Origin of the sequence: Streptomyces sp. CA-288835 (genome assembly GCF_050936385.1) — a bacterium.
Classification (GTDB): Bacteria; Actinomycetota; Actinomycetes; order Streptomycetales; family Streptomycetaceae; genus Streptomyces.
The window spans coordinates 4,622,815-4,642,041 of sequence record NZ_JBNJMW010000001.1 but is presented as its reverse complement, the minus strand read 5'-3'; the positions used below and the strand labels follow the sequence as shown (position 1 = coordinate 4,642,041).

Genomic DNA, 19,227 nt, shown 5'->3' with positions numbered 1-19,227 from the left:
GCGGGGCGGGGCGGAGTTGTCGCCGGGTTGGTGTTCTGGTTGTTGTGACGGCCCCCTTCTTCCCTGCGGCCGAGGGCTGTAGGCCGCGCCGGTAAACCGGTCTCGGCGTGGTGCCGGTCAGCCGAGGGTCTGGATGAGTTGATTGCACGCCTGTTCGCAGGATCGGCACGCTTCGGCGCAGACACGGCAGTGCTCCATGTCGGCGTGCGAAGAGCATTCGTCGCCGCAGGCTTTGCAGGCGGTCGCGCACGCCTGGAGGATGGCGCGGGTGACGTTGGCGTCGTAGCCGGTGTGACGGGACAGCACGGATGCCGTGGCGGTGCAGATGTCGGCGCAGTCCATGTCGGTGCGAATGCACTTGGTGAGTTCGCCGACCGTGCCTTCGGACAGGCAGGCGTCCGCGCAGGCGGTACATGCCTGCGCGCAGGCGATGCATTCCTCGGTGCACTTGGTGAGCTTCTCGCGGTCGACCTCGCCGAGGTCGGCAGGGTAGGTGGCGAGCATGTCCTTGACTGTGGTCGTCACGGGGTGCCTCCTTTCACTGCCGGAGGCCGGCGGGCCGGGCGGCCGCGTGTCGTCCACCCCCGGCCTCTGACGGGTTGACCATGGTGCGGCGACGCAAACGCGCCCGGCGCCCCTTGCTCTCAGGGTGCCCGGGCGCGCTGGTCGGGTCGGTGGTCAGTGGTAGGCGTGGACGACGGCGTGGCCCTTGCCGCGGCCGATCATCCACTTGTTCACCGGCGTGGTGATCAGGAACGCGACCCCGAACCCGCCGAGAAGGGCGGACCAGAACAGCCCGTCGGAAAGGTGGGCGTCCATCGCGCCCGGGGTGAGGGCGATGATGCCGTTGTCGACGATCTCCATCACGGCGATGGAGACGGTGTCGGCGGCGAGTGCCACCTTGATCGCGGTCTTGAGGTCCAGGCCGGCCCGGCGCACGGCGAAGAGCGTGAACGAGTAGCCGAACACGAACGCGAGCGTGATCGCGAGGGCCATGGTTGGCACGTTGCCCCACATCAGGGCGGTGCCGATGACCATGCCGAGGATTTCGCCGATGGCGCACCCGGTCAGGCAGTGCAGCGTCGCCTTCGCCGCCATGGCCCAGGACGCTCCGCCGTGTCCCCCATCGGGTACCGCATGGTCGGAGTGGCCGTCGTGGCCCTCGTGCGTGGTGCTGGTGTGGTGCGCGCTGTGGTCCATGACCTTCATCCCCATTCCCGTCCATAGGGGCCCGTCGTCGAGCCGCGGTCAGGAGAATATACCCCTCGGGGGTATATGCCAAGGGTAGCGCCGGGGGCGTTCCGTCGCTGGGATGGCAGGTGGATCCGGAGGCGCTTGAGAACCGCGGTGCTGCGCTCCTCGCGGTCGCCCATCGGGTGATCCAGGTGATACTGCATAGACACTCCGCCTTCGGGTGGCGGATGCGCGTGGAGAGCATCGACCGCAGTCCCCACCCGTAAACTAAGGGCTTTAGTGCGCCTGTGCAGAGTGACGGGCAGTCGATCGAGGACCGACAAGAGGGCGGTGCGGAGAGTGGCAGAGGCCTGCCGCAGACTCCCGTCAAGAGCCCGAGTCCCTCCGCTGCTCATGTGGATGCGAAGGCTCCGGCGGCACGCCGCCCACGGTCGTCCGACCAGCGCCCGGCGGCGAATTCGCCCGCAGGGCCGGCCTTGATGTCGCTGGACAGTCAATCGTGAGCGGCGATGAGGTGGTCCAGGCGGACGCCCGGGAATTCGTGCCGGAGGAGGTCGGCCTGCCAGCGGTCGCGGAAGAGGGCGAGCCGGGCGTTGTCGCGGACGCGGGTGAGCGCCTCGCCCTTGATCAGGGAGCGGCCCAGTGCCTTGGCGCCGGCCGCGTCGGTGGCCAGCGCGAGGTGGTTACGGCAGCGGCTCCAGCCTGACACGGCGACCACGGCGCTCGTCCCGGATGTCCCGGGGCCGGGGAGGGCGAGCGGTGTCGTGATCAGGGCGACCGCGCCGAGGCATACGGCCGCGCTGACTTGCCGACAGCCGCCGCGCCATGCCCTCAGGCCGTACGCCAGCAGCGATCCCAGGAACGCGACGGCGAAGGAGAGGGCTGGGCCGCCGCCGACAGTGGCCCAGCTGGCATACGGGGCATCCGCCTGCCCGAAGGCCAGTCGACCCCAGGGGAAGCCGCCCAGTGGAGCCCGGCCGCGTACTGCCTCCACGACCACCCACCACGCGGCGGTGTACAGCGGCCAGCCCGGCAGCGCGATCAAGCGGGGCAGCGGCATCGCGGCGAGCGCGAAGACCAGGGCCTGGACCGCCGTGAGGGTGAGCCACGGGACCAGGCCGAGGTTCGCCAGCCAGACGATCAGCGGGGCGAGGAAGGTGATACCGAAGATCCGCCCGCGGTGAAGGCGGATCTGGCGCGCCGTCCGCGCCCGGCCAGGATCAGCAGGGTCGGGCCGAGCAGGGTCAGGAACCACCATCCGACCGGCGGTAACGAGGCGTAGAGGAGCAGTCCCCCGGCGGAGGCGGCTGCCCAGGACTGGATTGTGGCCGCAGTGGGGGGCGGGCCACGCGCGGTGGTCCGGCCCTCACGAAGGCACTGCGCAGACGTTCGCGGTGCGCAGTCGTCGCCGCGGGTGAGTCGATCGAGGCGCCTCGCCGTGATGCGTGCAACCCCCCGCGCGTCATGAACCACATCATCAGGCCCATGCCGATCGGGCAAGCCAGGAGGAGCAGTGGATACAGAAACTGAGGCATGAGGACCTCCCGGTGGGCTTCGGGGCGCTCAGCGAACCCGCTCGACATCTACTAAGTAGGTTAGATAAACGGGAACGTTGACGCCAGTCCGGGCGTGCTCGATCGCATGGTGTGGCGGATCTGTTGCTGAGGGTGCCTCGGGATGAGGATGGGCCTAGTTGACTGAGGTGCGGTCGGCGAGGTCGATGGCGGGGTGTTCGTGCGGGCCGGAGGTGATGCGCTTGGCTTGACCTACTAATGAGCTTAGCGCCTCATTCGGTAGCCGACACTCGCTCTCCAGCGGCCGCCTTCTTCCACCCGCTGTGATCCCACCCTCAAAGGACGCCAACGGTCGCCGGTGGGGAGCTGGTCATCCCGCACGACTCTCCGTGCTTCCAGGAGTCTCGGGGTGACCGCATCGAATGGATGGGGGGAGCCGTGCGGTCAGGAGGGTCTCCACGTCCATCGCCGTCGGCCGGCGGTGCCCTCGAGGATTTGATGCGTGAGCGGCTCGGCCGTGAGTGCGTGTATGTCCCGTCGTGCCGACTGGCCGTGTACCTGGCACTACGCCGCTGGTGCGCTCCTGGTGAAGCGAGCTGATGTCGCCGGGTCAACGACGACGTCATGGTATTCGTCGTGCTGGCAGCTGGGCTGCAAGAGAGCATGCAGCCACCGTTCGGTCCCTCGAAGAGCGCTGCCCTTCTGAGGAGCCGTGCGGTGGCTGCCGTGTCGCCCGTTCCACGACGAGATCACGCAGTTCCAACGGTCTCCTAGGCGTTCACGGAGTCGTCCTGCGGCCGGGTGGTGGGCTCTTGCGCTCCCTCGGCGCTCGCGGACCCGCCGCCGCGCATCAGCAGTGCGGTCACGAGACCGCCGGCGGCCGCGATGCCCGCCGCCGCGAGGAACGCGGCGCTGAATCCGTCGGTGAGGGCGGGCAAGTCGCCGAGCCGATCCGCGCCCTGGGAGGTGGCGAGTGCGGTGAGCGCGGCCAGGCCGAGGGCGGAGCCCACCTGGTAGGTGGTGTTGATGATGCCGGAGGCCAGGCCCGCCTGCTCCTGGGGTACGCCCGACATGGCGGCCATCATCGCCGGGATGTACGCCAGCGACATGCCGAGCGCGGCCACCAGCGAGGCCGGCAGGACGTCCACCACGAAGGTGCCGGTCGGCTCTACGGCGGCCAGCCACAGCAGGCCCGCGGCCAGGACGAGAAGCCCGCCCGCGATCAACGGTTTGGGGCCGAAGCGGCCGAGCAGTCGTGCGGTGATCATCGTCATGAAGACCATCAGCAGACCGGTCATCGGCAGTAGCGCGGCGCCGCTGGCGAAGGCCCCGTAGCCGAGCACCTGCTGGAGGTAGAGGTTGAGGAAGTACCACATCGGGATCCAGGCGGCACCGAGCAGGGTCATCGCCAGGTTCGACGGGGCGAGGCCCGGCGTCCGCCACACGCCCAGCGGCATCAGCGGTGCCCTGACCGAGCGCTGGATTGCCAGGAAGAGGGCCAACAGCACGGCGGCGGCGAGGAGTTCGAGCACGGTCTGCGCGGCACCCCAGCCGATCTCGGGAGCACGCACTACCGCGAACACCGCGAGCGCGAGACCTGCCGTGACGGTGACGGCGCCGAGGACGTCGACCGAGCCGCGTCGGCCCGCGACCGCCGGCAGCAGGCCGGTGGCCAGGAGGGTGGCGATGCCGATCGGGATGTAGATGATGAACACCCAGGGCCAGCTGGCCCATTCGGTGAAGACGCCGCCGAGGAAGACGCCCGCCGTGCCGCCGGCCGGGGCCGCGGCGCCGTACAGCGCGAGGGCCTTGCCGAGTTCCCTCGGATCGTGGCTGAAGAGCATCATCAGTAGGGTCATGGAGGCAGGTGCGATGAGCGCGCCGCCCACGCCCTGGACGGCACGGCCCAGGACCTCGACCCACGCGGTGGTGGCGGCTGCGGCGACGACCGAGCCCGCGATCAGTACGGTCCAGCCGGTCACGAAGATCCGCCGGGCGCCCAGGAGATCCGACAGTCTGCCGCCGAGCAGCAGCAGTCCACCGAAGGCGATGACGTACGCGTTGAAGACCCACTGCAGATCGCCCTGGGAGAAGCCGAGGTCGCGCTGCATCTCGGGCAGGGCCACGCCGATGATCGAGGTGTCCATGATCACCATGAACTGGGCGGCGGCGAGCACGAGGAGTGCCCACCAGCGCCGGGGGTTGACGGTTGACATGAGGTTTACCTCCTGTTCGATATACCCCTAGGGGGTATGACGGGGAGGGAAGCTAGCATACGGGTGGGGGGTATGCAAGAGGGATCGCGCGGTTATCCTTTTACCCCCCAGGGGTATGCTCTGGTGTATGCGTATCGGAGAGCTGCCGCTGGCTGCCTCGAGCCGCCCCTGCCGGTCGCTGTGCGGGGTTGGATCGGCCGAAGTGGTCCTGCTGAAAAGGGTGTTGGGGCTGTGTCTGAGGCTGCGGCTCGTCGTGTCCGGTGACTGTGCCAGGACCACCGGCTGACGTGGCGGGCGGAAGCTCTCGCGCTGTCGGAGGCAAGATCGCCGACGTCGGTGTCCACAAGGGATACGCCTACCTCGCCTCCTGGGGCGGCGTCGGCTGTGACAACACCGGCGTGTACGTCGTCGACATCCGAAAGCCCAGCAAGCCCAAGGAAGTCGGCTTCATCCCCGCTCCGGCGGGCAGCTTGAGGCGGAAGCGCGGCGGCAAGTCGGCGGCATAGAGGGGTCGCGCATGACGGTGGCCCTCGGTGCTCCGGCGGTAAAAGCCGCACACTTCGCTCTGTGCACGCAGTCATCGGCGGTGGAGGAGGGCTTCCGACAGGCTCGGGACTGAGCCGACGAGCCCGAGGGACGGGCCCGACACCGAGGCGCCCGGCCTCATCGGGCCGGGCGCATCAGCAGAAGGTGCATGCCCTTGCGCTCACTTGAAGGACCGCAGTCGCAGGCTGTTGGTCACCACGAACACCGACGAGAAGGCCATCGCGGCGCCCGCGATCATCGGGTTCAGCATGCCGAGGGCGGCGAGCGGCAGGGCTGCGACGTTGTAGCCGAAGGCCCAGAAGAGGTTGCCCTTGATGGTGGCCAGCGTCTTGCGGGAGAGACGGATCGCGTCCGCCGCCACCCGCAGGTCACCGCGTACGAGCGTCAAGTCGCCTGCCTCGATCGCCGCGTCCGTGCCGGTTCCCATAGCCAGGCCGAGGTCTGCGGTGGCGAGGGCGGCCGCGTCGTTGACGCCGTCGCCGACCATCGCGACCGAACGGCCCTCAGCCTGCAACCGCTTGACGACGTCGACCTTGTCCTCGGGCAGGACCTCGGCGATCACCTCGTCGATGCCCACGGAACGGGCAACCGACTCGGCGACGAGTTGGTTGTCACCGGTCAGCAGGACGGGCTTCAGGCCGAGCGCTCGCAGTTCGGCCACCGCCTCGGCGCTGGTCTCCTTGACCGCGTCGGCAACGGTGAGGACACCGCGCGCCTCGCCGTCCCGCGCGACGGCGACCGCCGTACGCCCCTCTGCCTCTGCGGCGGCCTTGGCTTCGGCCAGCTCCCGGGGCAGCTCGATGACCCTCCCCCACTCTCGGCTTCGCTCGAGCGGGGGGACCCCCATCTTGAGCAGCTTCTCGCGGCCGACGAGCACCGTGTGGCCGTCGACGACGCCCTGTACGCCGAGGCCGGCGACATTCTCGAAGTTCTCCGGCACCGGCAGATTTCCGACTCGCTCAGCGGCCCCGGCGGCGATGGCCTGAGCTATCGGGTGCTCGGAGGCGTGTTCCAAGGCGCCGGCCAGCCGCAGCAGTTCGTCCTTGTCCGTGCCCGGTGCGGGGAACACGTCCTGGAGCTGCATCCGGCCTGTGGTCACGGTGCCCGTCTTGTCCAGGACGACGGTGTCGACGCGGCGGGTGGACTCCAGGACCTCGGGGCCCTTGATGAGGATGCCGAGCTGGGCGCCGCGCCCGGTGCCGACCATCAGCGCGGTCGGGGTGGCGAGGCCGAGTGCGCACGGGCAGGCGATGATCAGAACGGCCACTGCGGCGGTAAAGGCGGCGGTCGCGTCTCCCGTAACGCCGAGCCAGGCGCCGAGGGTGGCCACGGCGATCAGCAGGACCGCGGGAACGAAGACGCCGGAGATCCGGTCCGCGAGGCGCTGGACCTCGGCCTTACCGTTCTGCGCGTCCTCGACGAGCTTCGCCATCCGGGCGAGCTGCGTATCGGCGCCGACCCGGGTCGCCTCGACGACCAGGCGGCCGCCCGCGTTCACCGTCGCCCCGGTCACCGCGTCGCCCACTGTCACGTCCACCGGCACCGACTCGCCGGTCAGCATGGAAGCGTCCACCGCCGACGCGCCCTCGACGACAGTCCCGTCGGTGGCGATCTTTTCTCCGGGACGCACGACGAAACGGTCACCGACGGCCAACTGTGCGACAGGGATGCGTACTTCCTTGCCGCCCCGCAGCACCGCGACTTCTTTCGCGCCCAGCTCCAGCAGCGCCCTCAGCGCCGCGCCCGCCTTGCGCTTGGACTTCGCCTCCAGATAGCGCCCGGCAAGGATGAACGTCGTCACGCCGGCCGCGGCCTCCAGATAGATGGAGGAGGATCCGTCCCCGCGGGAGATGGTGAACTCGAAGCCGTGCCGCATGCCGGGCATCCCGGCGTGACCCCAGAACAGCGCCCACACCGACCAGCCGAGCGCGGCGAGCGTGCCGATGGACACCAGGGTGTCCATGGTCGCGGCACCATGGCGGACGTTCGTCCAAGCGGCCTTGTGGAAGGGGAAGGCGCCCCAGACGACGACCGGGGCGGCCAGCGTCAGCGACAGCCACTGCCAGTTGTCGAACTGCAGGGCAGGGACCATCGCCATCAGGACCACGGGCACGGTGAGCACCAGCGACACGTACAGACGCTGCCGCAGGGACATCAGCTCGCCGTCCGCCGCCGGGGTGGCCTCGCCCTGGGTTGGTTCTCCGGTGGCGGAGGCGGGCGGGGGCGGTTCCTCGGCGGTGTAGCCGGTCTTCTCGACGGTGGCGATGAGATCGGCGACGTCGATGCCGTCCGCGTAGGAGACCTTCGCCTTCTCGGTGGCGAAGTTGACGGTCGCCGTGACGCCGTCCATGCGGTTGAGCTTCTTCTCGATGCGGGCCGCGCACGACGCGCAAGTCATGCCGCCGATCGAGAGCTCGACCGCGGAGGAGGGCGCGGGTGCCGTGTCGGGGACGGCCTTCTCGGGAGCCGTGCTGGTCATGGGCGTATCTCCAGGGGGAGGCCGGGACGTACGGCGTCCGTATCAGCGGAGCGATACGTCCCGGCGTGGGGGGCAATTCGCTCTCCGGGGCCGTGGGCCCCGGAGAGGGTTGTCAGGCGCGGCCGACGAGCTCGTAACCGGCCTCGTCCACGGCGGCGCGGACGGCCGCCTCCTCGAGCGGTGCGGCGGAGGTGACGGTGACCTCGCCGGTCTTGGCGACGGCCTTGACTGCGGTGACGCCGTCCAGAGCGGAGATCTCCTGGGAGATGGAGCTCTCGCAGTGGCCGCAGGTCATGCCGGTCACCTTGTAGGTGGTGGTGACGCCGACGCCCTCGGCGTCGACCGTGGCGCCGGAACCGCAGGAGCCGCAGCAAGAGCCGGAGCTGGAGTTCGTCTGGGTGGTCATGGCTACTTCCTCCGGGTGTGGGTGCGTGGGCTGCTTTCCGGGAGGGGCGTTGTCCCCGGCCCGTCCGTGACATCAATATTATACCCCCCGGGGGTATCACGTCATGTGTGGGGCTGCACACACGGTCCGTCCGGCCGGTTCTTTGCTTGCCAGCGCATCCCGGCATGCCGCGCTGGGCGAAGTCGCTCGCCATCGCCGCCGGCGCCGCCCTGCTCGTGGCGTTCGTGCTCATGCACGCCATCGGCGGCGGCATGAGCGGCCACTGACCGTGACGGCCATGAACCCCCGCCTCCGCAAGCTCGCGCTCACCGCGCACGTCACCGCCTCGGTCGGCTGGCTCGGCGCCGTGGCCGTCTTCCTCGCTCTCGCCGTTGCGGGTTTGACCAGCCCGGACGCCCAGACGGTGCGGGGCGCCTACGTCGCGATGGAGCTGACGGGCTGGCTCGTCCTGGTCCCCTTGAGCCTTGCCTCGCTGCTGACCGGACTGCTCCAGGCCCTGGGGACCGCGTGGGGCTTGTTCCGTCACTACTGGGTCCTGTTCAAGCTACTGATCAACGTCGTGGCGACCGTCCTGCTGCTCGTGCACATGCAGGTTGTCGGCCAAGTCTCCGATGCCGCGGCCGAGGCGAGCCTGTCCGCCGGCGATCACTTCGGGATGAGGGTCCAGCTGCTGGCCGACGCCGGAGCGGCTCTGCTGGTACTGCTCATCGCGGTGGTGCTCTCGGTGTACAAGCCGAAGGGGCTGACCCGCTACGGCTGGCGCAGGCAGCAGGAGTCCAAAATGCGACAGCGGACCGCCGAGCCCGGAGGTCAGGCGGCCGGGCTCGCGGTCGGCTGATACGCGGACGACTTTCTATACGGGTCGTTCAGCTGGGGCAGGGTTATCCGGCATGGGCTGTTCGGGCCCGTCCGGCCTGCCTCCGATGAAGTACCCCCTAAGGGTATGGTCGGTGGTCTGTTCGGATGACTTTCGTCCTGGCCTGCGGGGAGACGACACGATGGACATCACCTACCAGGGCAGCGATGGATGCCCCCTATATGCGGCGAGCGTCGGAGCGGGTCCAGCGGTGTTCCTGCTGCACGGCGGCGGCCCGGATCATCGCAGCCTTCTGCCCCTGGCGGGGCTCTTGGCCGACCGCTACCGGGTCGTACTGCCGGACGTGCGCGGGTACGGCCGGTCGGTCTGCGTTGATCCAGCCCGCCACACGTGGTCCCAGTACGCCGACGATGTCCTTGCGCTGATGGACCATCTCGGACTGTCGCGGGCTGCAGTCGGTGGTACCGGTCTGGGCGGCACCATCGCATTGCGCGCCGCCGCGGCCCACTCCGAGCGGATACGGGCGGCACTGGTGATCAGCCTGGAGGACATCGAGGACGACGATGCCAAGCAGGCCGAGGCCGAGATGCTGGAACGGTTCGCCGCCCGCGTGCGCTCCAGCGGGCTCGGCGCCGCGTGGAGTGATCTACTGCCGTCCCTGGCCCCCGTCATTGGGAACCTCGTACGCGAGGCCATTCCCCGCGCCGATCCCGCGAGCATCGTGGCCGCGTGCGCCATTGGTCGTGATCGGGCGTTCCGCAGTGTCGACGACCTGAGGGCCATCACCGTCCCGACCTTGATCGTGCCGGGCGCCGACGCACGACATCCCGGCGAACTCGCCGCGGCCGCCGTCCAGGTCCTGCCCCACGGCGAACTCGCGCCTGCGGCCCCGTTCGGCACGGTGGAAACGGCCGAGGAACTCGGGCAGGCACTCGCTCCCGCCCTCAAAGCCTTCCTCGATTCCCACATGCCGGCCTGAGCAGGCAGTTGCCCCTGCAGTGTGAAGGGCTGCTGAGCGGTACCGCGGAGTTGGTGCTGCTCAGGCAGGTGCTGGGGCTGTGTCTTCGTCCTGAGTATCCGTCTGTCCGGCGGCTGTCCTTCGGGCAAGGGTCGTTGATGCCTCGCCCGTCAGCGGTGTCACGACGCGAGCGGCGCGAGTTCGGTGAAGGTCTTGCCGCCGTCGCGGGACTCGTGCACGCCCGTCTGTGTCGCGGCGAGGATGTGGTCGGCGTTGACAGCGGTCAGGGCCTGGGGCTGTCCGCCGGGCACGGCCGTGAGCTGCTTCCACGTTTTGCCACCGTCCGCGCTGCTGCTCAGCTTCCCGGACGGGTCGATGCCGAACAGGGACTTCTCCGTGGGCCAGGACAGGAACGCCTGCACTGGCTCGGCCCTCTCGGCAAAGGTGCGCCCGCCGTCGGTGCTGGTGACGACGCCCTCCGCGGTGGTGGCCAACAGCCTGCCGCCGTTGGGACTCACCGCGAGGTCGAGGGCCTCCAGCGTCGCGCCGTCCTCCCAGCTCTTCAGGTCGCTGCTCGTCCGGATCCGGCCGCCCTCGTATCCATAGACCGTGCCCTTGGCCGAGTCCAGGGAGTGGAAGTCGGCCTCCCCCGACAAGGACCGGGACGTCCAGGTACGGCCCGCGTCCTTGCTCTCGATCAGGCCGACATTGCCCGGACGGTCGCTGCCGGGGGCGCCATGTCCGCTGGCGATGAAGGTGTTCTCACCGGTGATGGTGAAGCCCATAAAGTCGTCCTTGCGGTCGCCGACGAGCTTCGGCTTCTCACCCTTGGCCACGGTGTACAGGCCGCTGTGGGTGGCGACGTACACACGTCCGTCAGCGGGATCGACACCCAGGCCGTGCACATGGGAGAGAGCCCCCGACGAGTCGGATGCGTCTGCCGCCATGTCCGCGTCAGAGGAACCGCCTCCGCAAGCGGCGAGGACCAAGGCGGCGATCGAAGCGCCTGCCATGGCGAGCAGGCGGCGGACAGCCGGGCGTGCGGTCACTGAAATTCCTCGGGTGGTACGGGGGTTGTCGCTCAGGGCCTGCTGGCGGCGAAGAACGGCATGGAATCCAGCGGGACGATCTCGATGTTCTTGCCGGTGCGCGGGGCGTGGATGGCCTTGCCGTTGCCGACGTACATGCCGTTGTGCTGGGTGCTGTTGTACCAGTAGATGATGTCGCCGGGCTGCAGGTCCGACTTGGCGACCTTGCGGCCGGCGTCGTATTGCTGTTGGACGGTACGCGGCAGTGAGACGCCCGCAGCGCGCCAGGCGGCGCCGGTCAGCCCCGAGCAGTCGTAGGAGTTGGGGCCGGTCGCGCCCCACTCGTAAGGCTTGCCGAGCTGCGCGTACGCGAAGTCGAGTGCGGCCTTGCCGCGGCCGCTGGCCGGGCCGTTGTACGTCGCCGGGGAGTCGCTGGCGCCCGCGGCGGCGTCCTCACGCTCCTGATCGGCCTCCAACTTGGCGCGCTGGGCGGCAGTCAGGCTGTTGAGGAGCTTGCGCGCCTTCGCCAGCTTGTCCTGGACCTCGTCCTTCGTTTTCGCGGCCTTGGTGCGCGTCTCCTCCAGATCCTTCAGACGCTTCTGGGCGGCCAAGCGCTCCTGCGCGATTTCGCGCTGCTTGCTCTGCATCGTCCGCAAAGCATCGGCCTGTCGGCTGCTCGTACGGTCGAGCATCTGGGCCTTGTCGAGGTAGTTGTCCGGATCGCCGGACAGGAAGAGCTGCACGCTCGGGTCGACGCCGCCGCTGCGGTACTGCGCGGCCGCCAACGGGCCTATCTCCTCGCGCAGTTCGTTGATCTCCTGCTGCTTGCGGGCCAGCCGGTCCTGCGCCTGGTCGGCCTCGCGCTGCAGCTTCTTCTGCTTCTCGCGGACGGCGTTGTACTCCTCGGTGGGGGCCTCGGCCTCCTCGTAGAGCCGCTCCACCTCCTTGCGGACCTCGTCCACAGTGGGGTTGGGGGCCGCCTGGCTCTGCGTCGGCAGGAGGCTGACGGCGCCGGCGGCCATGCCGAGCGTGGCGATCCGGGCGCGGCTGGGCGGCTTCGGCCGACGGTGCGTTCCCATCGTGGAGTGACTCCTCTGCGCGTCTGTGGACCGAGCGACGGGCTCTGGTCGTCGTGCGACACCAGCCGGCTTCGGCACTGCCCCCATGGATCCGGCGCTGGGCACGAGCCTTCGCCCGTGCCCAGCGCCGCATTCATCGAAGAGGTTTAGAACTTAGTAGCTTCGTATTGCGTATCGCAAGTGAATCCGAGTCACAGCGGCCTCACGCGGAGCATGTCTGCCCGGCGTCAGCCGAGACCTGGCGGACAGGCGACCAGCAGCGGCAGCAGCGGCACCGTCACGACCGCGGCGGCCGCAGAACCCCACAGGGCGGGGTGCGGAGCCTTGCGGGGCCCGAGGACTCGCTTCAGGCGGATCAGTACATTCTGGCCGCCCGCTGCCAAGGCGCCCTTCGGAGTGCGGGCCGCCGCCATCTCGTACATCGCCGTGGCCAACACCTCGTGGGAGTGGCTGCGCAGTGCGCGGTCGTCCGCGATCATCTCCAGCAGGAGCGCCGTCTGCTCCCGGGCATGGCGGGCCAGCGGCAGCCACCGGAACACCGCGTGGAAGGCTTCCGTCGCGGCCAGGAACAGGTGGTGACGGCCCACGATGTGGGCCTGCTCGTGCTCGAGAACGGCGGCGAGCTGCTCGGGCGTCAGTTCGCGTACGGCCGCGTCGCTGATCACGATCCGGGGGTCCCGGCCGGGCAGGCAGTAGGCGGCGGGCACCTCGTACGGCAGGACGGTGGCGCGGAGCCGGGCCGAGTGGCGGCCCACCAGGTCAACGGCATCCCGGTGCTCGGTCCGCACCCGACGGGCTCGTACGACGTGGAAGGCGAAGCTCGCGACCAGGGCGATCCCGATCGCGGCGGGGACGCCGACGGCAAGCCGGTCCGCGGTGTTCGGATCGGGCTGAGCCGTGCCCACGTCCACTCCGCAGGTGTGCAGCAGGCCCACCAGGCCCGCGTGCAGGTGCTCGGCCGGCATGGCCAGGCTGTACGCGGCCAGCGCGGCCCCGATCGAGAAGGAGACCGCCAGGGCGTGCCACACCGCCGCCGCCAGAGCGGGGGCCCGGTGCTGCCAGCTCCCGCGCAGCATCAGGCGCGGAGCGACGAACCCCACCGCTGCCGTGTAGCCGACCAGGGCCGGGGCCGCGTTCACGGTTTGGCCTTGTCCTGTCGTCCCGCTGTCCGCAGGGCCTTGCGCAGGGCGGCCATCTCGTCATCAGACATATTCGAGACGAATTCGACCAGCGCGGCCGGGCGATCCTTGCTCTCTCCCAAACCGTCCTCCATGAGCGCGGCGGCGTACGCCTCGCGGCTGCGTACGGGTGTGTACAACCAGGCGCGACCCTGCTTGCCCCGCAGCAACCAGCCCTTGTTGTACAGGATGTTGGTGACGGTCATCACCGTGGTGTACGCGACGGGACGGGTCTTGTTGATGTCATCGACGACCTCCCGCACCGTCGCCGGACGGTTCCACGTCCAGAGACGATCCATGATCTCTGCCTCGAGATCCCCTAGCCGTCGCATCGCCCTGACTTCCTTTCGCCACTGAGTACGCAAGGCCATAGTAGACGGCCGCTCGGTCGGGCTTTCGGCGCGAGGGCGAAATCGTCAGCTCGCCCTGGGAGTTCGTAACTCGCCTCGCCGACGGCCTCGCCATCCGGGTGTCGTCAAGCGGGGTGGCGGACGTCACGGTGACGCGGCCCGTGGGGATGTCGACCTGTACTTCGACGACGCTGTCGAGTGCCGAGACCCCTTCTTTCACGGCGCTCTCGCAGTGGCTGCATGTCATGCCGGACACGTGATACTCGGCCGTCAGAACGTGGGCCAATGGTCCCTCCCGGCGAGGGCTGCGATACCCTCGGTGGGTATCGCGTCTCCGTGTCTATTCCCGCGGCCTCCGGGATGCAAGAGGCTGATGATCTATGCCTACGACGAGCCAGTGACCCGCTTCGGACAGTTCCCTCGATCGCACTCGACGGTGCGGTCCTGTGGGCTGCTCGTATGCGCCCTGCTTCTGGGCCTGCTCGGTATGCACGGACTTGGGGCGGTCCCGGAGGTCACCGCTGCCTCAGGGCACGACCGGATGATGTCGGTCGCGCACGCGGACGTCATGGCGTCGATGCCGGGCGAGTGTGATCACGGCGAGGGCGGCTGTTCGGGCCACACGGACCATGCCGATCCGACCTGCGCTTCGGCCTCCGTCGCCGGGGGTCCCGTAGTGGCACCGGCGCTCCTGCCCGCTGTAGCAGCCTGCGCCGGCACGGCGGACGTACCTGCTTCCGCGGCCGACAGTGAGCCCGACGGTGGACGAGCTCCGCCCTCACTCTCCGAACTCCAGATCCTGCGGATATAGAGCGCCCCGCGCGTCGCCGTACGCCCACACGGGGCGGCGCCGCGTCTCGGTATGCCCTTCACCATCCGAACGCAGGAGTTCACTTCATGACCGCACACCGCAAGCTCATCCGCCGTACCGCTCTCGCCGCCACCGCGGGAGTGGCAGCCCTCGGCCTCGCCGCCTGTGGCGGCGGAGGGCACGACATGGGGTCCATGGGCTCCGACTCCAGCCCGTCTGCGTCCGCCTCGGCCAAGGCCGGTAACCACAACAACGCAGACGTCTCCTTCGCGACGGACATGATCCAGCACCACCGCCAGGCCGTCGAAATGGCCGACCTGGCCGCCGACCGAGCCTCTTCACAGGAGGTCAAGGACCTCGCCGCGAAGATCAAGGGCGCGCAGGACCCGGAGATCAAGACCATGTCCGGATGGCTCACCTCGTGGGGCGAGGAGGTCCCCGCGGACATGTCCGGCATGGAGGGCCACGACATGGGCGACATGTCGTCCGACATGCCCGGCATGATGAGCAGCGAGGACATGGACAAGCTGGAGAAGGCCTCCGGCGCCGAGTTCGACAAGATGTTCCTCGAGATGATGATCAAGCATCACGAGGGAGCCATCGAGATGGCTGAGACTCAGAAGGCCGACGGCAAGTACGGTCCCGCCGTGAAGCTCGCGGACGACGTGATCACGGCCCAGACCGCCGAGATCGAGCAGATGAACAAGATGCTCGGCAAGAGCTGACGCGGCGGCAGAAACGGTGCGGACCGGAGGTGCACATCGCCCGTCCGGCCGCACCGTTGTCCGTTCTCCACGGCCGTCACACAGGGCCGAACACGGCGTTTGCGAACAATGAAGTCCCCAGTCGTTGGGCGCGATTGGTCCCAACAGGCGCCCTGGCGTGACGTCATGTGGCTGGGTTCACGCGATGTTCTCCTGAGACGGCGTGCCGGGGCCTGGCGATCAGGTTAGGATCACAGCGTGATTACGGCCTGGTCTCCTTCTCGTATGCCGAGGAGCCGCTCATCAGCGGCTCTGTGGCGTGCGCTGGGGCTTGGCCTGTTCCTCTTCGGCCTGCTGTATACGCATACCGTCAGCCCTGACGCGACGGTGAGTCACCTCGCCTCCGACAAGGGTGTTTCGGCGTCGGACGTTCATTTCGAGCACACTGCCGAACACGAAAACGTTGCGAGTGCCACGTCGGCGCAGCCGACGGGCGAGCAGCCGGAGGGCCATCACGACGGCCACGGACAGCAGCACGCCGATGCGGACTGTGCGATGGGGCAGCCTTCGCAGGGTCCGGCTGTAACGGAGCCCTGCCTGTCTCCGCTGAGCTCGGAGAACGGCGAGGAGGCACCCGGCTTCGCGCCCGCCCGTCACGCCGCCGCGGCACGGGACTTCGCGGTCCCGAGAACGCAAGCGGCAGACTCCGCGGTTCTTCGTATCTAGGTCAGCGCTTTCTGAACCGGTCGACCTTTCCCGGGGTTTCTGGACTCGGCCCAAGGCCGCGTCACGTCATCTCCCGGCGACCGGTCCATGGCGTCTGACCTCCTGCGCACAGCGCCCCACAGCGTGGCGCGGGGACGGTCGACGGCCCTCTTCCCTCACCCCCACCGATCCCTGCCCCGACCGGGAGAGCTCCCGTACGGGCAGTGACCGCCGCGCGGAGGACCTGTGCCGCCCACCCCTGCCCTTTCCCGTGCCGATGCCTCATGTGTACGTCCGCTCCGGAGGAGCCGGCTCGTCCTGGGCACGCTGTACGCCCTGCTGTGCATGCTGCTGGTGTGCCTCGGCGATCAACGCCATGCGCCGGAGTCGCCCGCTCGTTCAGCCGCGGCGTCGAGTGAAGCCCCTCTGCCCGCGGAGGGCTCCGACGGAGAGAATCTCGACCCGTCCGAGTCTCCCGACCGTTGCCACGGTCCCCGTCTCACGCAGGCCGTCTCCCCACAATCGTCCCCTCGGGTCCCGCCGCCCGCCGTCGCCGCGCTGTCGCTGACAGAGCCCACAGCAATTCCCGTGCGCCAGCCCGCCGGCACCGTGCGAAGACTGCTGCCCAGCGGCGGCCGGTCCGCTCTCACCGCCATCTGCCGGTGGCGCATATAGGAGCCACTCCGCGGGTCGGCCCTGGTCGCCCCGCCGCGCGGCGCGCCATCGGCCGTCGCGCGAGACGAGCATCCGCACGCGTCCATACCGATATGAGAGCGAAATAAATGCACTCCATGGCCAAGAGTGACCTCACTCCCGCCGGCTCCGGCTCCGCCCTACGGGGACTTGTCGGCAACACCCCGCTCCTGCACGTCTCCCAGCCCTTTACCGAGCCGGGCCGCGGCTTCTGGGCGAAGCTGGAGGGCTTCAACCCCGGCGGCATCAAGGACCGTCCGGGCCTGCACATGGTCGAGCGCGCCCGCGCCCGCGGCGAACTCCGGCCGGGCGCCAGGATCATCGAGTCGACCAGCGGCACCCTCGGTCTGGGTCTCGCCCTGGCCGGAATGGTGTACGGACACCCCGTCACACTGGTCACCGACCCGGGGCTGGAGATGTCCATGACCCGGCTGCTGACCGCCTACGGAGCCCAGGTCAATCTCGTCTCCGAACCGCACCCCACCGGGGGCTGGCAGCAGGCCCGCCGCGACCGGGTCGCCAAGCTGATGGAGCAGCACCCCGGCTCGTGGTGCCCGGACCAGTACAACAACCCCGACAACACCACCGCGTACACCCCGCTCGCCCTCGAACTGGCCACGGAACTCGGCCACATCGACGTGCTGGTGTGCAGCGTGGGCACCGGCGGACACTCCGCCGGAGTCTCCCGCGTACTCCAGCAGCTCTATCCGGACCTCAAACTGGTCGGGGTCGACACCATCGGGTCGACCATCTTCGGGCAGCCCGCCCGGCCCCGGCTGATGCGGGGCCTCGGCTCCAGCATCTACCCGCGCAATGTCGCCTACGCCAACTTCAGCGAGGTGCACTGGGTGGCCCCGGCGGAGGCGGTGTGGACCTGCCGCCAGCTGGCCGCCTCCCACTACGCCACCGGGGGATGGAGCGTCGGCGCGGTGGCGATGGTCGCCGGCTGGCTGACACGCACCCTGCCCGCGGACACCCGGATCGCGGCGATCTTCCCCGACGGCCCGCAGCGCTACCTCGGCACGGTCTACGACGACGACTACTGCGCCGCCCATGGCCTGCTCGACTCCCCGCCCGCGCCCGAACCGGAGGTGATCGGCCGATTGGACGAGAAGGAGGTCACCCGCTGGACCCGGTGCACCACCGTGGTCGACCCGCTCACCCTGAACAGCGAAGGGCAGAACGCCGACGTCCTGGAACTTGCCGGCGCCGCCGAGGCCGACTCCGAGGAGACGGCCTGATGAAGAGCACCATCGCGCAGATTCGTACCTACGAGCGCAGCGTCCAGCTGTTGATGGTGAATCAGTTCACCATCAACCTCGGCTTCTACATGCTGATGCCCTACCTGGCCGCGTATCTGGCAGGTCCCGTGGGCCTTGCGGGCTGGCTGGTCGGGCTGATCCTCGGCGTCCGCAACTTCAGCCAGCAGGGCATGTTCCTGCTCGGCGGAACGCTGGCCGACCGGCTCGGCTACAAGCCCATGATCATCGCCGGGTTGGTGCTGCGCATCCTCGGCTTCGCGACCCTCGGGCTGGTGGAGTCCGTACCCGCCCTGCTGGCCGCGTCGGCGGCGACGGGGCTGGCCGGAGCGCTGTTCAATCCCGCCGTCCGAGCCTATGTCGCGGCGGATGCGGGTGAGCGGCGAGTCGAGGCGTTCGCCCTGTTCAACGTGTTCTACCAGGCCGGGATCCTGCTCGGCCCGCTGGTGGGCATGCTGCTGACGGGCGTGAGCTTCCGCGTCACGTGCCTTGTCGCGGCCGGGATCTTCGCTCTGCTGAGCATCGTCCAGATCCGGGCCCTGCCCGCCCGCCGGGGCGACGACGCGGGGCGCGGACAGGACCAGGAGGGCGTGCTGTCCCAGTGGCGCGGCATCGTGTCCAACCGGCCGTTCCTGCTGTTCTCGGTTGCCATGATCGGCTTCTACGTCATGCAGTTCCAGGTCTACCTCGCCCTGCCGCTGGAGGTACGGCGCCTGGGTGGCGACGGGACTTTCGGCACGGCGGCGGTGGCGGTGCTGTTCGCCGTCTCGGGCTTGAGCACCATCCTCTTCCAGACCAAGGTGACCGCCTGGTGCAAGGCCCGCATGGAACCGGGCCGTGCACTGACCTGGGGGCTGCTGACCATGGGGCTGGGGTTTGTTCCGCTGCTGGTGGCCACTGCGGTCCCGGTACCGGACGGCGGGGTGGGGCTGTGGCTGCTCGCGGCCGTGCCGCCGGCGCTGTCCGCGCTGCTCCTCGCGATCGGCACGATGATCGCGTACCCCTTCGAGATGGACACCATCGTCCGCCTCTCAGGCAACCGCCTCGTCGCCACCCACTACGGCCTGTACAACACCATCTGCGGCATCGGTATCACCCTCGGAAACCTGTTGACCGGTGCCGCGCTCGACGCCGCCCGGGCCGCCGGGATGTCCGCGCTGCCGTGGGTGGCGCTGTTCGCAGTCGGCCTCGCCTGCGCGGCCGGCCTCTACGGGCTGCACCGCACGGGCCGCCTGGCGCCACCGGTGCGCGAGGTGCAGCCAGAGACCGCGAACGCATAACACGACGTCA

Annotated in this window: 19 protein-coding genes and 1 pseudogene; 9 read left to right on the top strand and 11 right to left on the bottom strand. The window is 69.3% G+C overall.

Annotated features, from left to right (window positions below; translation table 11 throughout):
- Window positions 1–117: 117 nt before the first annotated feature.
- From ACQEVY_RS20765 to ACQEVY_RS20755, 3 genes are all read right to left on the bottom strand, one after another.
- On the bottom strand, window positions 118–525 hold the full coding sequence (locus ACQEVY_RS20765; protein WP_432950646.1) for a four-helix bundle copper-binding protein: 408 nt from the start codon (window positions 523–525) through the stop codon (window positions 118–120).
- 153 nt (window positions 526–678) lie between these two features.
- Entirely contained in the window at window positions 679–1,200 is a 522-nt protein-coding gene (locus ACQEVY_RS20760) for a DUF4396 domain-containing protein (protein WP_432950644.1), read from the bottom strand.
- 487 nt (window positions 1,201–1,687) lie between these two features.
- Window positions 1,688–2,452 carry a hypothetical protein gene (locus ACQEVY_RS20755; protein WP_432950643.1) on the bottom strand — a complete coding sequence of 255 codons (765 nt, stop codon included), beginning with the start codon at window positions 2,450–2,452 and terminating at the stop codon, window positions 1,688–1,690.
- A gap of 754 nt (window positions 2,453–3,206) precedes the next feature.
- On the opposite strand from ACQEVY_RS20755, the pseudogene ACQEVY_RS20750 reads away from it, so the two are divergent.
- Window positions 3,207–3,392, top strand: a pseudogene (locus tag ACQEVY_RS20750) (DegT/DnrJ/EryC1/StrS family aminotransferase); the annotation flags it as partial.
- 86 nt (window positions 3,393–3,478) lie between these two features.
- Here the strand turns inward: ACQEVY_RS20750 and ACQEVY_RS20745 are convergent.
- Window positions 3,479–4,924, bottom strand: coding sequence for an MFS transporter (locus tag ACQEVY_RS20745; protein WP_432950641.1), 1,446 nt, complete (start codon window positions 4,922–4,924; stop codon window positions 3,479–3,481).
- 287 nt (window positions 4,925–5,211) lie between these two features.
- On the opposite strand from ACQEVY_RS20745, the gene ACQEVY_RS20740 reads away from it, so the two are divergent.
- Complete coding sequence (locus ACQEVY_RS20740) at window positions 5,212–5,430, top strand: hypothetical protein (RefSeq protein ID WP_432950639.1); 219 nt, start codon at window positions 5,212–5,214, stop codon at window positions 5,428–5,430.
- Window positions 5,431–5,630: 200 nt separating this feature from the next.
- Here ACQEVY_RS20740 and ACQEVY_RS20735 read toward each other — a convergent pair whose 3' ends face one another.
- Together ACQEVY_RS20735 and ACQEVY_RS20730 are read right to left on the bottom strand one after the other, a co-directional pair.
- Complete coding sequence (locus ACQEVY_RS20735; protein ID WP_432950637.1) at window positions 5,631–7,949, bottom strand: heavy metal translocating P-type ATPase; 2,319 nt, start codon at window positions 7,947–7,949, stop codon at window positions 5,631–5,633.
- A gap of 112 nt (window positions 7,950–8,061) precedes the next feature.
- Window positions 8,062–8,355, bottom strand: a complete 294-nt coding sequence (locus tag ACQEVY_RS20730; RefSeq protein WP_432950635.1) for a heavy-metal-associated domain-containing protein — start codon at window positions 8,353–8,355, stop codon at window positions 8,062–8,064.
- Between the two features lie 277 nt (window positions 8,356–8,632).
- Here ACQEVY_RS20730 and ACQEVY_RS20725 point away from each other — a divergent pair, with 277 nt between their 5' ends.
- Complete coding sequence (locus ACQEVY_RS20725; RefSeq protein ID WP_432950633.1) at window positions 8,633–9,193, top strand: hypothetical protein; 561 nt, start codon at window positions 8,633–8,635, stop codon at window positions 9,191–9,193.
- Between the two features lie 160 nt (window positions 9,194–9,353).
- Window positions 9,354–10,151, top strand: a complete 798-nt coding sequence (locus tag ACQEVY_RS20720; protein WP_432950631.1) for an alpha/beta fold hydrolase — start codon at window positions 9,354–9,356, stop codon at window positions 10,149–10,151.
- A 158-nt stretch (window positions 10,152–10,309) separates the two neighbouring features.
- Here ACQEVY_RS20720 and ACQEVY_RS20715 read toward each other — a convergent pair whose 3' ends face one another.
- The 5 genes from ACQEVY_RS20715 to ACQEVY_RS20695 form a co-directional block, all read right to left on the bottom strand.
- Window positions 10,310–11,179 (bottom strand): F510_1955 family glycosylhydrolase, encoded by an 870-nt coding sequence (locus tag ACQEVY_RS20715; RefSeq protein ID WP_432950629.1) that lies wholly within the window; start codon window positions 11,177–11,179, stop codon window positions 10,310–10,312.
- Window positions 11,180–11,211: 32 nt separating this feature from the next.
- Complete coding sequence (locus tag ACQEVY_RS20710; protein ID WP_432950627.1) at window positions 11,212–12,237, bottom strand: NlpC/P60 family protein; 1,026 nt, start codon at window positions 12,235–12,237, stop codon at window positions 11,212–11,214.
- A 227-nt stretch (window positions 12,238–12,464) separates the two neighbouring features.
- Window positions 12,465–13,376: a M56 family metallopeptidase gene (locus ACQEVY_RS20705; protein ID WP_432950625.1), complete on the bottom strand. Its 912-nt coding sequence runs from the start codon at window positions 13,374–13,376 to the stop codon at window positions 12,465–12,467.
- Window positions 13,373–13,747: a BlaI/MecI/CopY family transcriptional regulator gene (locus ACQEVY_RS20700; RefSeq protein ID WP_432950623.1), complete on the bottom strand. Its 375-nt coding sequence runs from the start codon at window positions 13,745–13,747 to the stop codon at window positions 13,373–13,375. The genes ACQEVY_RS20705 and ACQEVY_RS20700 overlap by 4 nt, the downstream gene beginning before the upstream one ends.
- The gene (locus tag ACQEVY_RS20695) at window positions 13,659–14,012 is read right to left on the bottom strand and encodes a heavy-metal-associated domain-containing protein (RefSeq protein ID WP_432955319.1); all 354 of its coding nucleotides are present in this window, start codon (window positions 14,010–14,012) and stop codon (window positions 13,659–13,661) included. The genes ACQEVY_RS20700 and ACQEVY_RS20695 overlap by 89 nt, the downstream gene beginning before the upstream one ends.
- A gap of 126 nt (window positions 14,013–14,138) precedes the next feature.
- Between ACQEVY_RS20695 and ACQEVY_RS20690 the strand changes: the two genes are divergently transcribed.
- The 5 genes from ACQEVY_RS20690 (at window position 14,139) to ACQEVY_RS20670 (ending at window position 19,217) form a co-directional block, all read left to right on the top strand.
- Window positions 14,139–14,576 (top strand): DUF6153 family protein, encoded by a 438-nt coding sequence (locus ACQEVY_RS20690; RefSeq protein ID WP_432950621.1) that lies wholly within the window; start codon window positions 14,139–14,141, stop codon window positions 14,574–14,576.
- Window positions 14,577–14,662: 86 nt separating this feature from the next.
- On the top strand, window positions 14,663–15,301 hold the full coding sequence (locus ACQEVY_RS20685) for a DUF305 domain-containing protein (protein WP_432950619.1): 639 nt from the start codon (window positions 14,663–14,665) through the stop codon (window positions 15,299–15,301).
- A 264-nt stretch (window positions 15,302–15,565) separates the two neighbouring features.
- Window positions 15,566–16,006 (top strand): DUF6153 family protein, encoded by a 441-nt coding sequence (locus ACQEVY_RS20680; protein ID WP_432950617.1) that lies wholly within the window; start codon window positions 15,566–15,568, stop codon window positions 16,004–16,006.
- Window positions 16,007–16,776: 770 nt separating this feature from the next.
- Complete coding sequence (locus ACQEVY_RS20675; RefSeq protein ID WP_432950615.1) at window positions 16,777–17,919, top strand: PLP-dependent cysteine synthase family protein; 1,143 nt, start codon at window positions 16,777–16,779, stop codon at window positions 17,917–17,919.
- Window positions 17,919–19,217 (top strand): MDR family MFS transporter, encoded by a 1,299-nt coding sequence (locus ACQEVY_RS20670; protein WP_432950613.1) that lies wholly within the window; start codon window positions 17,919–17,921, stop codon window positions 19,215–19,217. Before ACQEVY_RS20675 ends, ACQEVY_RS20670 begins: the two co-directional genes overlap by 1 nt.
- Window positions 19,218–19,227: the final 10 nt, after the last annotated feature.

Excerpts from the sequence above, each read along its gene's own strand:
- ACQEVY_RS20760 (WP_432950644.1), bottom strand. The coding sequence starts at position 1,200 with ATGGACCACAGCGCGCACCACACCAGCACCACGCACGAGGGCCACGAC.
- ACQEVY_RS20755 (WP_432950643.1), bottom strand. The coding sequence starts at position 2,452 with ATGGTGGTTCCTGACCCTGCTCGGCCCGACCCTGCTGATCCTGGCCGG.
- ACQEVY_RS20745 (WP_432950641.1), bottom strand. The coding sequence starts at position 4,924 with ATGTCAACCGTCAACCCCCGGCGCTGGTGGGCACTCCTCGTGCTCGCC.
- ACQEVY_RS20735 (WP_432950637.1), bottom strand. The coding sequence starts at position 7,949 with ATGACCAGCACGGCTCCCGAGAAGGCCGTCCCCGACACGGCACCCGCG.
- ACQEVY_RS20730 (WP_432950635.1), bottom strand. The coding sequence starts at position 8,355 with ATGACCACCCAGACGAACTCCAGCTCCGGCTCTTGCTGCGGCTCCTGC.
- ACQEVY_RS20725 (WP_432950633.1), top strand. The coding sequence starts at position 8,633 with ATGAACCCCCGCCTCCGCAAGCTCGCGCTCACCGCGCACGTCACCGCC.
- ACQEVY_RS20720 (WP_432950631.1), top strand. The coding sequence starts at position 9,354 with ATGGACATCACCTACCAGGGCAGCGATGGATGCCCCCTATATGCGGCG.
- ACQEVY_RS20710 (WP_432950627.1), bottom strand. The coding sequence starts at position 12,237 with ATGGGAACGCACCGTCGGCCGAAGCCGCCCAGCCGCGCCCGGATCGCC.
- ACQEVY_RS20700 (WP_432950623.1), bottom strand. The coding sequence starts at position 13,747 with ATGCGACGGCTAGGGGATCTCGAGGCAGAGATCATGGATCGTCTCTGG.
- ACQEVY_RS20695 (WP_432955319.1), bottom strand. The coding sequence starts at position 14,012 with ATGACATGCAGCCACTGCGAGAGCGCCGTGAAAGAAGGGGTCTCGGCA.
- ACQEVY_RS20690 (WP_432950621.1), top strand. The coding sequence starts at position 14,139 with ATGATCTATGCCTACGACGAGCCAGTGACCCGCTTCGGACAGTTCCCT.
- ACQEVY_RS20685 (WP_432950619.1), top strand. The coding sequence starts at position 14,663 with ATGACCGCACACCGCAAGCTCATCCGCCGTACCGCTCTCGCCGCCACC.
- ACQEVY_RS20680 (WP_432950617.1), top strand. The coding sequence starts at position 15,566 with ATGCCGAGGAGCCGCTCATCAGCGGCTCTGTGGCGTGCGCTGGGGCTT.
- ACQEVY_RS20675 (WP_432950615.1), top strand. The coding sequence starts at position 16,777 with ATGGCCAAGAGTGACCTCACTCCCGCCGGCTCCGGCTCCGCCCTACGG.
- ACQEVY_RS20670 (WP_432950613.1), top strand. The coding sequence starts at position 17,919 with ATGAAGAGCACCATCGCGCAGATTCGTACCTACGAGCGCAGCGTCCAG.